The sequence below is a fragment of the Streptomyces sp. NPDC046862 genome (genome assembly GCF_040704615.1).
Lineage (GTDB): Bacteria > Actinomycetota > Actinomycetes > Streptomycetales > Streptomycetaceae > Streptomyces.
In genome coordinates, this window is the sequence record NZ_JBEYXP010000034.1 from 85,964 (window position 1) to 99,420 (window position 13,457).

Sequence of the window (13,457 nt, forward strand, 5' to 3'; positions counted from 1 at the left end):
CCTCACGAGGAGTTGAGTAGTGTCAGGGCGCGAGAGGACCCGGGCTGCTGCCCAGTGCGTTCAGGCTCGAGTGCACGGAGGCGCGCCACTCGTCTTCGAGGATGCTGAGGATCAGGGAGTCCCGCCAGCCGTCGCGGATCATCTGGGTGTGGCGAAGGCGTCCCTCCTGCCGCATGCCGAGTTTCGTCAGGACCCGGAACGAGTCGAGATTCCTCGGGTCGCAGGTGGCGTAGATCCGGTGGAGGCTCAGCTCGCCGAAGCCGAAGGCGAGCAGTTGCCGTCCGATCTCCGTTCCGATGCCGCGCCCCCAGAACCGCGGATGCGCGATGTAGGAGATCTCGCCCTGCCGCTGGGCTTCGCTGCGGACATGCAGTTCACCCATGCCGACGACGTCGGCCCCGAGTCGGGCGACGTAGGGGAACCGGCGCTGAGGGCTCTGCGACCAGGCCCTGACCGCGCCTTCCACGAAGTCCCGCGTCTCGTCGGCCGTGTTCGGCCCCCACGGCTGATAGCGGCACGCCTCGGCCAGACTCGCCCATGAGTGAACGGCCGGCCAGTCCTCCGAGGAGATCCGGCTCAGGGGCACCGTAGGTCGGTTCATGGGGCGATCATGTTCACTTCGGTGCGCCGCTTCAAGGGTGGGCGGTCGGACAGGCGCAGGATCCACGCCGGAACGATCACGATCGAAAGCGCCGCCCGGGGTCTCGCCCCGTGGTCGCCCGAGATTTGGCCTCATAACGGATATGTTTTGGTTGCGTCATAATTGACCACGTCAGCCACGTCTCCGCGACGGGATGAGGCACATGGGCGAGGCGCAGACCTACGTCGATGAGCGATCGTGGATGGGCGGCGTCATCGACGAAGCGGCGACGGCCAGGGTGTCCCTCGACGAGAAGGGCACCGTGACCGGCTGGAACGCGGGCGCGGAGCGGCTGCTGGGATACAGCGCGGCGGAGAGGGTGGGCCGTGACGGCGCCGTCCTGCTGGCCGACGGTGTCGACGCCGCCACCGAGCGGCTCCTGCGGTCGCTCGCGGCGCTGCCCCGCTGGAACGGCCGTGTGGCGCTGCGGCACCACGACGGCCGGCGCGTGGAGGCGGCCGTGCTGGCCCACCACCGGACACTCGACACGGGGGAGACCGACTGGCTGGTGGTCTCCGCCCTCACCGGCACGAGCCCCGAACCCCGGGACGACCGGCTGACCGGATGGAGCTTCGCCCAGACCCCGTGCTGCACGATGGCGCTGTACGACACCGGCCTGCGGCTGCGCCGGGCCAACGACGACATGGCACGCGCCATGTCCCTCACCGAGGACGAGATGCGCGGCTTGCGGGTGTCCGAGATCATCGTGCACGCGGACTCGGACAAGACCGAGCGGGCCATGGTCCGGGCGCTGGAGACCGGTCGCCCGCAGTACCTGGAGAACTACCTGCGCGTCGAGGGAGAGAGCCGTGAGCACGCCTGGTCGTGCTACCTCGCCCCGCTCGGCGACGAGGACGGCCACACGCACGGTGTCGTTCTCTCGGCGCACGACATGACCCCGCAGTACTGGGCCCGGCTGCGGCTCCAACTGATCAACGAGGCCAGTACGCGCATCGGAACCACCCTGGACGTGGGCCTCACCGCGCAGGAACTGGCGGACGTGGCCGTCCCGGCCATCGCCGACTTCGTCACCGTCGATCTGCTGGCCTCCCTCGACGGCGGCCACGATCCAGCACTCGGCAGCCGGCCCGGGACGCCCCGCGACGCGATGGAGCTGCTGCGCGTGGCCCAGCAGTCCGTGCACGAGAACGTCCCCGAGGCCGCGGTCGACCTGGGCGAGACCGACGTCCACCCGGTGGGTTCCCCCGTCGCGGAGTGCATGGCCACGGGCAGGGCCTCCCTGTACCCGGTGACCGATCCCGTGTTCGCCGACTGGGCGGCCGGGAACCCCCGCCGCGCGGACAGCATCCAGGCCTTCGGGATCCACTCGGTGATGATGGTGCCGCTGCGGGCCCGCGGCACCATCCTGGGCGTGGCCGTCTTCGTGCGTCACCAGCGCCCCGAGGCGTTCGAACGGGACGATCTGCTGCTGGCAGAGGAGATCACCGCCCGGGCGGCCGTCTGCGTCGACAACGCCCGGCGCTACACGCGCGAGCGCTCCACCGCCGTCACCCTCCAGCGGAGCCTGCTGCCGCAGCGGCTGCCCCGCCAGTCGGCCCTGGAGGTCGCCCACCGCTACCTGCCCGCCGGTGGCACGGCCGGGGTGGGTGGCGACTGGTTCGACGTGATCCCGCTGTCGGGCGCCAGGGTCGCACTGGTCGTCGGCGACGTGGTCGGCCACGGCATCCACGCCTCGGCGACCATGGGCCGGCTGCGCACCGCCGTACGAACCCTCGCCGACGTCGATCTGCCGCCCGACGAGCTCCTCACGCACCTCGACGACCTGGTCGCCCGCCTCGCCGAGGACGACGCGAGCGACTCCTTCGACCACAACGGAGACTTCGGCGCGACCTGTCTGTACGCCGTGTACGACCCGGTCGGGCGCCGTTGCACCCTGGCCAGCGCGGGACACCCGGCACCGGCCGTGGTGACCACCGACGGAACGGTCGACCTGTTGCGGCTGCGGGCCGGGCCGCCGCTCGGGCTCGGCGGACTGCCGTTCGAGGCCACCGAGATCGACGTACCCGAGGGCACCCTGCTCGTCCTCTACACCAACGGTCTGATCGAGGCCCGCGACGCCGACATCGACAGTGGCCTCGACCGGCTCTGCCATGCCCTGGCGCAGCCCGCCGTCTCGCTGGACGCCCTGTGCGACACGGTGCTGGGTTCCATGCTGCCCGGCCGCCCCATGGACGACATCGCCCTGCTCGTCGCCTGTACCCGCGCGCTCGACGCCGACCACGTGGCCACCTGGGACGTGCCCGCCGACCCCGCGATGGTGGCCGAGGCGCGCAAGTTCGCCGCCGGCCGGCTTGAGGAGTGGGGGCTGGACGACGCCTCGTACATCACCGAACTGGTCGTGAGCGAACTCGTCACCAACGCGATCCGGCACGCCGAGCCGCCGGTGCAGTTGCGGCTGATCCTCGACCGCACGCTCATCTGCGAGGTGTCCGACGCCAGCAGCACCGCCCCGCACCTGCGCCGGGCCCGCACCTACGACGAGGGCGGCCGCGGCCTCATGCTGGTCGCCCAGCTGACCCAGGCATGGGGCACCCGCCACACGGCCCTCGGCAAGACCATCTGGGCAGAACAGGCGCTGCCCGGCCCATGAGCCACGAACCCCGAGCCACGACTCGCGAACCACCACCCACGTAAAGAGAAAGCCGCAGGCAGGACGAACGGAAACAGCGGAAATGGCGTCCGAGATGCACAACCCCGGCAACGGGTACGAACGCCGAGACGGGTGCCGAGAGCACGACGAGGCGGCCCGGGCCTTCGCCCAGGGCGGGCCGTTCGGCGCCGTGCTGGCCGCGACGGACTGGGCCCGGACCGCTCTCGGACCCACCCGGACGTGGCCGCACCGGCTCGTGGAGACCCTGCGCGTCGTCCTGACCTCCGAGCAGCCGATGGCGTTGTTCTGGGGGCCCCGCTACGTCCTGCTCTACAACGAGGGCTACGCCGAGGTCATCGGCTCCAAGCACCCGAAGGCACTCGGGGCCCCGGCCGGGCAGTTGTTCCCCGAGAACTGGGACGACTACACCGGCCCCATGTTCCAGTCCGTCGTGGACCGGCGCCGGCCCCTGGCCGTCCGCGACCGACCCTTCCGTCTCATCCGCCACGGCTTTCTGGAACAGGCCTACTTCGACATCTCCTTCCAGCCCGTCTTCCTGGACGACGACTCCGTAGGCGGGGTGCTGTGCTCCGTGTCGGAGACCACCCGACCCGTGCTCGGCGAGCGGCGGCTGCGGCTGCTGACCGAGGTCGGTGTCCACACCACCGACCTGTCCGGTCCGGCGGAGGTGGCGCGCGAGATCGCCGGTGTACTGGCCGGTCACCCCGACGACCTGCCGTTCGCACACATCTACCTGACCTCCGGCAGGGAGGAACCCGCACTGGCCGCGTCCACCTGCGATCCGCCTCCCACCGGTACCGCGCTTCCGGCGGACGTCACCGCGGACCTCGCCCACGGCACGGCCGTCGTCCTGCCGGCCGAGTCGCTCCCGGGCGCGCCCGGGACGGCCGGCGACGGGGCCCGCGACCCGGCCCCGGGCACGCTCTCCGACCCGACACCCGCCGAGGCGCTTGCCCTCCCGCTGAGCAACGGCGACCGGCTCGACGGCGTACTCGTCGCCGGGATCAACCCGCTGCTTCCCCTGGCCGGCGGCTACCGTGACTTCCTCGACATCCTCGCGCGGGCCGTCACCGCCGCGCTGTCGGCCGCGCTCGCGCACGAGGAACAGCGCCGACGCGCCGAGACCCTGATGGAGCTGGACCAGGCCAAGACGGCGTTCTTCGCCGGCGTCAGCCACGAACTGCGCACGCCGCTCACCCTGTTCCTCGGCCCCGTCCAGGACGCGCTGGGGCAGGAGCAGCGACCCGACGTGCGCAGACGGCTGGAGATGGCCGAACGCAACGCCCTGCGGCTTCTGAAACTGGTCAACACCTTGCTCGATGTCACGCGCGCCGAAGCCGGGGCCCTGGAGGGCGACTTCGAACCGGTCGACCTGTCGGCCCTCACGGCCGAACTGGCCGGGATGTTCCGTTCGGTCTTCGAGGCCGCGGGCCTTGCGCTCGACGTCGACTGCCCGCCGCTGCCGCAACCGGTGCACGTGGACCGGGAGATGTACGAGAAGATCATCCTCAACCTGCTCAGCAACGCGCTGAAGTTCACCCTGTCCGGCGGAGCCCGGGTCACCACGTCGGCCGTCGGCGACCGGGTGCGGCTGACGGTGTCGGACACCGGCATAGGCGTACCGGAGAAGGAACTGCCGCGGCTCTTCGAGCGCTTCCACCAGGTGCGCGGAACGCGGGCCCGCTCGCACGAGGGCAGCGGCATAGGCCTGGCGCTCGTCCAGGATCTGGTGCACCAGCACGGTGGCTCCATCGACGTCAGCAGCCGCCCCGGCCAGGGCACCACCTTCACGGTGGAGATCCCCTTCGGCACAGAGCACCTGCCCCGGCCGCACGCGACGGGCCCGGCACACCCGCACGCGACGGGCCCGGCACACCCGCACGCGACGGACCCGGCACACCCTCTAACGGCGGTCCCGGCACACCCGCAAGCGGCGCCCCGCCCCTCCCGGCAGGCCACCGCCTACGCGGAGGAGGCGCGCGGCTGGGCCACCGCGGCACGACCGCCGGCCCGCACCGAGGAGGACACGCCCACCGACGCGCCCACCGACACGCCCACCGACGCGCCTCCGGCCCGGGGCCCCCGCCCCCGGGTCCTCATCGCGGACGACAACCGCGACATGCGGGACTACCTGTACGACCTCCTGCACACCCAGTACGACGTCCGGCTCGTGCCCGACGGCAGGACGGCCCTGGCGGCCGCTGTCGAGAACCCGTACGACCTCGTGCTGACCGACGCGATGATGCCCGGCATGGACGGCTTCGAGCTGGTCCGCGCGCTCCGGTCCGGCCCGCGCACCTCCCACCTGCCGATCGTGATGCTCACCGCCCGGGCCGGCGAGGAGGCCGCCGTCCAGGGCATCGAGGCGGGCGCCGACGACTACCTGGCCAAGCCGTTCTCGTCCCGCCAGTTGCTCGCCCGCGTACGGGCCAACCTGGAACTGTCACGCCTGCGGGGCCGGATCCTCGCCGAGACGCGCGAACACGCCACCGCGCTGGCCGCCCTCGCCGAGGCCGGACTGCGGCTGTCGGGCAGTCTCGAACCCCGGCAGGTCCTGGAGACGGCCGGTGAACTCCTCGTCCCCCAACTCGCCGACGAGGTGCGTATCGAGACCCTGGGACCGGACACGCACCGGACGTCGGACAACGCGGACAACGTCGTGTACACCTCGCCGGCCGCCGCCCCGGCCGCCGCCCCGGCCGCCGCCCCGGCCGACGACCGGCCGGCCGAGCTGGTGGCGCGCGTCATACGCGGTGACTCCGCAACACAGGGCGGCTCCGCACCACGGGCTGGCCCCGCATCGCAGGGCGGCTGCGCACCGCAGGAGGCCGCGGGCGGCCGGATCCTGGCCCTGCCGCTGACCTCGCACGGCCGGACACTGGGCGCCCTGGCCGTGGCCCGGCGCCGGCGCTCCTACTCCGAGGACGAACGCACCTTCCTGCAGTCGGTGACCAGCCGGATCGCCGTGGCCTACGACAACGCCACCCGCTACCAGAACGAGCGCCGTCTCGCCGTCGCCCTGCAACGCGCCCTGCTGCCGCAGGCGTTGCCGGAGGTGCCCGGAGTGGCCACCGCCTCCTACTACCGGGCGGGCGCCCTCGGTGCCGAGGTGGGCGGCGACTGGTACGACGTCGTCCACCTGCCCAGGGGCGCGGTCGGGCTGGCCATCGGGGACGTCATGGGCCATGACGTCGACGCCGCCATCGTGATGGGGAGCCTGCGGTCGGCGCTGCACAGCTACGCGCTGGAAGGCGCCACCCCGAGCGAGGTACTGGCTCGCCTCGACGCCCACTGCCGTGCCCTCGACAGCGACCGCTTCGCCACGTGCCTGTACGCCGTGTACGAGCCTGGTGCCCACCGGCTGTGCTACGCGTCCGCCGGTCACCTTCCCCCGCTCCTGGTGGCCGGGAACCGGACCGAGTACCTGGATCTCGCCCCGGGCAGCCCACTCGGCGTGACCGGCGACGACGCCACCGACCACGTGACCCGTCTCCTGCCCGGCAGCGGCCTGCTGTTGTTCACGGACGGCCTGGTCGAGCACCACACCACCGACCTCGACGACCGGCTCGCCGCCCTGCGCCGAGCCTGCCGCGACGCGGTGCCCTCCTCCGGGGCCGCCTCCGAGTCCGTCTCCGTGTCCGCGAACCCCGGCCTCACCCCGGACGTGATCATCGGCCGGGCCCTCGGTCTGCTGGCCACGCCCGGCCGGGTCGACGACGACACGGCCCTGCTGGCAGCGGTCCCGGCCCGGGCGTCCGAAGACGTCGCCGGGACCGCTGTCCTCACCACCGTCCGGCCGGCCTCCGGGCCGGCCGGGGCCCGGAGGTCCGCGTGAGTCAGGGCGTTACCGCACTGCCCCCGAAGGTCACGACCAGCCGGCCGTCCGAGGCGAAGGACCAGCGCAGAGCACCGGCGTACGAGGAGCACCGCGAGCCGTTCGTGCCGGACCAGAACTGGTTGGAGCTGTCGGCGTCACCGATGATCCGGTCGTTCGTGCCACTTCCGCCGCGGCACGAGGTGTTGTTGCGGAACACCGAGGTGCCGCCGTCGAAGTTGAAGTTGCGCTGGGCGTTGTCGACGCTGATGTTGTTCGACACCGTCATCGTGCCGGGGTTGCTGTTGTAGGTGAACCCGTGTTTGCCGTTGCGGTAGGCGATGCTGCGCCGGACGACGTGGTCGACCTTGATGTCCTCGCCGCCGAGCTTGTAGCCGTTGCGGTCGCCGTTGCCGGCCTGGGAGCCGTCGCTGAGGGTGCCGTTGTCGTAGGCGAGGGAGTCCTCGATGGTCACCGGGCCGATGGCTCCCGTGTCCGACTTGGTGTAGAGGTCCCAGCCGTCGTCGATGTTGTTGTGGGACACGGTGTAACGGAAGACGTTCCCGGGGCCGGTGGTGAGCTTGGAGGCGAAGCCGTCGGCGTCCTCGCCGTCGGAGTCGGCGTTGTCGTGCGATTCCGCGCTCAGGATGAGGTTGTTGGACGGCCACTGGTCCTTGGGGGTGCTGGAGGCCATCCGAGAGAGCTGCAGTCCCGTGTCCCGGTTGTAGCGCGTCACCGTGCGCTCGAAGACGTTGTTGCTGCCGCCGACGAAGATCCCGTTGTCACCGGCGCGCTCGACGACGACGCCGTAGACGTGCCAGTACGACCCGTTCACGGCGAGCCCGCGGTTCGCCGAATCCTCGCTCTGCGCCGAGAAGTTCAGGACCGGCGTCTCTCCCGGGTAGGCGGACAGCTTCGTGCGGGCACCTGACGTGCCGTTGTTGCCGGCCGGGATGGTGACCGTCTGCGCGTAGCGGTAGGTGCCGCCGCGCAGGTAGATCGTCCCGCCGGGGGTGATCCGGCTGATCGCCGAGGTGAGCGTCGTCGGGGCCGACTCCGTACCGGCCGCGCCGTCGGTCCCGTTCGGCGCCACGTACAGCGCGCTGCTCGACGGCGGCGGGGTGGTGCCGCCGCTCACCTCGACATCGAGGTAGTCGAGGTTGGGGAGCCCGGCGGAGGCGGTCGGGCTGAGCCGGATGGTGTTGCTGCCGGCGTTCACCGGGACGGTCAGGGTCTTGGTGGCCCAGGTCGACCAGGCCCCCGTGCCTTCGAACGACGGTGTCTGCACCGTGGATCCGTTGACGATGAGGCTCGCCGGTCGTGCGGTGGTGGTTCCGTTGGCGAAGCGGACCCTCAGCGTCGCCGTGCCCGACGCGGGTGCGGTCACGGTGAACTGCGCGTGGGCGCCGGTCGCGTTGTCGGCGTTGCAGAACCCGCTGCCGGAGTAGCCGGACCAGTCGGAGTCGATGGTGCCGGTGCACACCGCCGGGGAGGTCTCGGCCTCGTAGCGGGTCGTCGCGGCCTGCGCCGTGTTGCCGGAGAGCACGACGAGCGTGCCGGTCAGCAGTCCGGCGGTCGCGATGGCAGGTCTCAGTTGCATCGTTGCCTCCCAGGTCTGGTCAGGTCTGGTCAGGTCTGTGGAAGAGAGCAGACGCACAGGTGCCGCATCGGGCGGAGTAAGCGCTTTCTCCGGAAGCTAAGCTGCTGCCGCGGACACGTCAATAGACATATACATGATTCTTATTCACACACATGAACAATCAAATGCTCATGTCCGAGTGAACAGACGGCTCACGCGGCCCTGCCGCCGGACGGCCGTTCCCGGACCACCTCGGCCGCCGCCTTGTCGTCCCGCAGTCCCAGATACCGCGGATGGCGCAGCATCCCGTCCCGGGTCCACTCGGTGAAGGCGATCTGTGCGACCAGCTCCGGCTCGGTCCACCGGGGGCGCGGCTCGCGGACCCGGTCGGCGAAGGGTGACGTCTGCGTGCGCATCCCGTCCAGGCGGTGGTGCAGTTCGACGAGGGTGCGGTGGTCGAAGCCCGTACCGACCTTCCCCGCGTACCGCAGCCGGCCGCTGTCGTAGTAGCCGAGCAGCAGGGCGCCGAACCCGACGCGGCTGCCGGCCGGCTCGGTGAAGCCCCCGATGACGAACTCCTGGCCCCGGGAGCACTTCAGCTTCAGCCAGTCCGGGGAACGGCGCGTCTGATAGCGGCTGTCCGCGCGCTTGGCGATCAGCCCCTCCCAGTCGCGGGCGCACACGGAGTCCAGCAGCTCGGCACCGCCCTCGTTGCGGTGCGTCGTCATGCGCAGCGGGGCGCGGTAGGTGAGAGCGCGGCGCAGCAGGGACTTGCGGGTGCGCAGCGGCAGTTGCCTGGTGTCGGCGCCGTCCAGCCGCATCACGTCGAAGACGTAGTAGGTCACGGCGACGGGGCTGGCCTCGACGTCACTGCGCCGGGTGAGGCCCATGCGTTGCTGGAGGCGGGAGAAGTCGGTGCGGCCGTGCGAGAACGCGACGATCTCCCCGTCGATGGTGAAGTCCTCGCACTCCTGGGCCGCGAGCGCGTCGACGATCTCGGGGTACGTGGCGTTGATGCGGTTGCCCGACCGGGAGTACAGGCCGACGTGGTCCCCTTCGCGGACGGCCAGCGCGCGGATCCCGTCGAGTTTCCGTTCGAAGATCCAGTCGCCGGAGAACTCGCGCCGGTCGCTCAGTGTGGCGAGCATCGGCTCGGAGGCCAGCTCGACTCCGGGGCGGGCCGGGCGCAGCAGTCGCCGCTGGGCGTCGGGCAGCGTGCCGAGCAGCCCCGTCGTCATCGGCGCTCACTCCTCCGGGCCGTCGGCAGCCACCTGGGCGAGCGTGCGGCCGGTGCGGACGGAACGGGCGCGGCGGGGGTCCGGCGTACCCCGGCCGGACGAACCGGCGCCGTGCCCCTTTCCCGCCTTGACCAGCAGCCACGCCTCCTCGCCGCCGTCCTGCCCGTCGCGGAACCGGGTCAGCGCGTACTCGCCGCGCATCTTCGAGCCGTGCAGCCGGAACGTCGCGTGTCCGTGCTCCAGCGCCTCCTCGAAGGGGACGGGCCGGCCCCGGCGGTCGTGGCTCAGGGGCTCGTACGTGCCGTGCTCCCAGACGATGACGGTGCCACCGCCGTACTCGCCCCTGGGGATGACGCCCTCGAACTCCTCGTACTCCAGCGGATGGTCCTCGGTGGGGATGGCGAGCCGCCTGTCCTGCGGGTCACCGGGCGGGCCCTTCGGGACGGACCAGGACTTCAGTACGTCGCCCACCTGGAGCCGGAAGTCGAAGTGCATGCGTCGCGCGTCGTGGATCTGCACGACGAAACGGGGCTCCTCGTCGGGGGAGCCCTCGTGCTCCGGCCCGGGGGAGGGCTCCTCGGTCCGGGCGAAATCGCGCTTGCCCCGGTAGTCCCGGAGGCGGTCGTTCCCAGTCACGTCCGGGCGAGTACCCAGCGGGGTCCCTCGGAATCGCGTTCGCATACATGAACATCATCTTGCATATGAGACAGCCCGCCCCCGAAGATGACCCGTGGCCGTCGACCGCACGGTCGCACGAACGACCGAAGGGCGGGCAGGGACTGATGGGGTGGGACTCCGCGGCGATGCTGGTGGCGGCCGGTGTGGGGGCCGGGCTCGCGGGGTCGGTCGCGGGGCTGGCCTCGTTGTTCAGCTATCCCGCGCTGCTCGCGGTCGGGCTGCCGCCCGTCGCCGCCAACGTGACCAACACGGTGGCGCTGTTCTCCAACACGGTGGGCACGGCGGCCGGTTCGCGGACCGAGCTGCGCGGTCAGGGCGAACGGCTCGTACGGCTGGGGGGCATCGCCGCGCTCGGCGGCGGAGTCGGTGCCGCTCTGCTGCTGGGTACCCCGTCCTCGGCGTTCGAGGCGGTCGTGCCGTGGCTCATCGCCCTCGGCTCGGTGCTGATCCTGGTGCGCGATCCCCTGCGGAGGATCGTGGTGTCACGGGCGCCGGAGCCCGGATCGGCCCGGCCGACCCTCCCGCTCACCTGCGCGGTCCTACTCGTGGGCCTGTACGGCGGCTACTTCGGCGCGGCCGCCGGGGTGCTGATGCTGGCGGTGCTCTCGCTGTCCGCCGCCGAACCGCTCGCAGTGACGAACGCGGTGAAGAACATCGCGACCGGGGCGGCCAACCTGACCGCGGCCGTCGCGTACGCCGTCGTGGCGCCGGTGGACTGGATCGCCGCCGTGGTCCTCGGGCTCGGCGCCCTGATGGGCAGCTGGGTCGGACCCCTGCTCGTACGGCGGCTGCCCGAGACCCCGTTGCGGATCGTCATCGCCCTCGCCGGGCTCGGCCTGGCCGGCACCCTGTGGTACCAGGCCCGGGCCTGAGTCACCGTACGGCGAGTTCGGCCTCCAGGCGGACCGGCACCGGTGTACTCACAGCAGCGACGTCGACCCCGACCTCGGACGCCGTCTCCGAAACCGCCGGAGCCACCATGCTGTCGGCAGCCGCGTTCGTCGTCGACGGGATCACCAGCACGGCACGCGAACCCGTGCGCTCCTCCCGCGTCCGCAGCAGCCACGCGATGTCCCGGCCGAAGGACCACAGCAGCGAACCGAGGGCCACGGCGACGAGGGCGAACGTCGCTTCGTACGGGAGCCATCCGGACGCCGCCGCCAGCAGCACGACGCCCTGGACCGCCGCCACCGTCTTGCGCGCCATGCTGTGCGGCAGCGACCCGTTCAGCCACGGCATCACCCGCGCCGCCGCCACGAACCCGTACCGCATCAGACCGATCAGCAGCACCCACGGGCCGAGCGCCATCGACACGTACACGCTCAGCACCAGGATCAGGAACGCGTCGACCTCCATGTCGAAGCGCGCGCCCAGGGGCGTCGACGTCCCCGTGCGGCGGGCCACCTTGCCGTCCACGCCGTCCAGGATCAACGCCACGGCTGTCAGGCCCACGAACAACGAGACCGGCGGGGAGCTCTGGAAGGAGTCGGCCACCAGGGCCGTGACCCCGCCGACGAGTATCGCCCGGCCGAGCGTGACGCGGTTGGCCGGACCGAAGGAGCGGGGCCGGGTGCGGCGCAGGGCCCGGTTCAGGACCGCCCAGGTGGCGAGCGCGAACGCCAGACCCGTCAGCCAGCCCGCAGGGCCCATCCCGATCGCCGCGCCCAGGAAAGAGAGGAGCAGGAGCTGCGCACCCGCGCCCACCGCCGTCTCCTGGAACAACGGCCGTGCGTCGTACGTGTTGTTCAGGGCCACCGCATACCTTCCGAACGTGTGACAAAGTCGATCATCGCCGCGTACCGTGTGCGCGACTCCCACCGCTGCGTACGTGGAGAAACGTCCGACCGTTCAGAGGGACCCACATGAAACACACAGTCCGCTCCTTCTGGCTCCGCTCGCCCGGCCAGGGGGAGATACGGGAGACCACGGCCGATGAGCCCGGTGAGGGAGAGGTCCTTGTGAGGGCTCTGTGTTCCGGGGTGAGCCGGGGCACCGAGACGCTTGTTTTCCGAGGTGGCGTGCCCGAGAGTCAGTACGCCGCGATGCGCGCTCCCTTCCAGGAGGGCGAGTTTCCCGGGCCCGTGAAGTATGGCTACCTCAGCGTCGGACGGGTGGAGGAGGGTCCCGTCGAGCTCGTCGGGCGGACCGTCTTCTGTCTGTATCCGCACCAGACCCGGTACGTCGTGCCCGCGAGCACCGTGACCGTCGTACCGGAGAACGTGCCCGCCACGCGTGCCATCCTCGCCGGGACCGTCGAGACCGCGGTCAACGCCCTGTGGGACGCGGCGCCGCTCATCGGCGACCGGATCGCCGTGGTCGGGGGCGGCATGGTCGGGTGTTCCGTCGCCGCCCTGCTGGGCAGGTACCCGGGTGTGCGTGTCCAACTCGTCGACGCCGATCCCGCCCGCGCCGACATCGCCCGCGCGCTCGGGGTCGACTTCGCGCTGCCGGCCGACGCGCTCGGGGAGTGCGACCTCGTCGTGCACGCCAGCGCCACCGAGCAGGGGCTCGCGCGGTCGCTGGAACTCCTGCGCGACGAGGGCACGGTGCTCGAGCTCAGCTGGTACGGCGACCGACGGGTCTGTCTGCCGCTCGGCGAGGCCTTCCACTCACGGCGGCTCACCGTGCGCAGCAGCCAGGTGGGCGCCGTCTCCCCGGCACGGCGCGCCAGCCGTACGTACGCCGACCGCCTCGCGCTCGCCCTCGACCTGCTCGCCGACCCCGCCTTCGACGCGCTCGTCACGGGGGAGTGCCGCTTCGAGGAACTGCCCGAGGTGATGCCCGCACTCGCGTCCGGTGAACTGCCCGGACTGTGCCATCGCGTGCTGTACGACACCGAATGAGCCACACGCCCGGTCCGGAGCCCCGAACAGGCA

General features: G+C 71.6%; 9 protein-coding genes. 4 read left to right on the forward strand and 5 right to left on the reverse strand.

Annotation, left to right across the window (positions count from 1 at the left end):
- Window positions 1-22: 22 nt before the first annotated feature.
- On the reverse strand, window positions 23-601 hold the full coding sequence (locus tag AB0959_RS32325; RefSeq protein WP_366830235.1) for a GNAT family protein: 579 nt from the start codon (window positions 599-601) through the stop codon (window positions 23-25).
- A gap of 202 nt (window positions 602-803) precedes the next feature.
- Here AB0959_RS32325 and AB0959_RS32330 point away from each other — a divergent pair, with 202 nt between their 5' ends.
- Both AB0959_RS32330 and AB0959_RS32335 read left to right on the forward strand, forming a co-directional pair.
- Window positions 804-3,251: a SpoIIE family protein phosphatase gene (locus tag AB0959_RS32330; protein WP_366830236.1), complete on the forward strand. Its 2,448-nt coding sequence runs from the start codon at window positions 804-806 to the stop codon at window positions 3,249-3,251.
- An 82-nt stretch (window positions 3,252-3,333) separates the two neighbouring features.
- On the forward strand, window positions 3,334-7,107 hold the full coding sequence (locus AB0959_RS32335) for a SpoIIE family protein phosphatase (protein WP_366830237.1): 3,774 nt from the start codon (window positions 3,334-3,336) through the stop codon (window positions 7,105-7,107).
- 1 nt (window position 7,108) lies between these two features.
- On the opposite strand, the gene AB0959_RS32340 is transcribed toward AB0959_RS32335, so the two are convergent.
- The 3 genes from AB0959_RS32340 to AB0959_RS32350 form a co-directional block, all read right to left on the reverse strand.
- Window positions 7,109-8,686: a CBM35 domain-containing protein gene (locus AB0959_RS32340; protein WP_366830238.1), complete on the reverse strand. Its 1,578-nt coding sequence runs from the start codon at window positions 8,684-8,686 to the stop codon at window positions 7,109-7,111.
- A 191-nt stretch (window positions 8,687-8,877) separates the two neighbouring features.
- Window positions 8,878-9,903 (reverse strand): non-homologous end-joining DNA ligase, encoded by a 1,026-nt coding sequence (ligD, locus tag AB0959_RS32345; RefSeq protein WP_366830239.1) that lies wholly within the window; start codon window positions 9,901-9,903, stop codon window positions 8,878-8,880.
- 6 nt (window positions 9,904-9,909) lie between these two features.
- Complete coding sequence (locus AB0959_RS32350) at window positions 9,910-10,539, reverse strand: DNA polymerase ligase N-terminal domain-containing protein (protein ID WP_366830240.1); 630 nt, start codon at window positions 10,537-10,539, stop codon at window positions 9,910-9,912.
- 65 nt (window positions 10,540-10,604) lie between these two features.
- Here AB0959_RS32350 and AB0959_RS32355 point away from each other — a divergent pair, with 65 nt between their 5' ends.
- Window positions 10,605-11,453, forward strand: a complete 849-nt coding sequence (locus tag AB0959_RS32355) for a sulfite exporter TauE/SafE family protein (protein ID WP_366830241.1) — start codon at window positions 10,605-10,607, stop codon at window positions 11,451-11,453.
- Window position 11,454: 1 nt separating this feature from the next.
- Here AB0959_RS32355 and AB0959_RS32360 read toward each other — a convergent pair whose 3' ends face one another.
- Window positions 11,455-12,336: a CDP-alcohol phosphatidyltransferase family protein gene (locus tag AB0959_RS32360; protein ID WP_366830242.1), complete on the reverse strand. Its 882-nt coding sequence runs from the start codon at window positions 12,334-12,336 to the stop codon at window positions 11,455-11,457.
- 107 nt (window positions 12,337-12,443) lie between these two features.
- Here AB0959_RS32360 and AB0959_RS32365 point away from each other — a divergent pair, with 107 nt between their 5' ends.
- On the forward strand, window positions 12,444-13,424 hold the full coding sequence (locus tag AB0959_RS32365) for a zinc-binding alcohol dehydrogenase (protein WP_366830243.1): 981 nt from the start codon (window positions 12,444-12,446) through the stop codon (window positions 13,422-13,424).
- The last annotated feature ends 33 nt before the right edge of the window (window positions 13,425-13,457 follow it).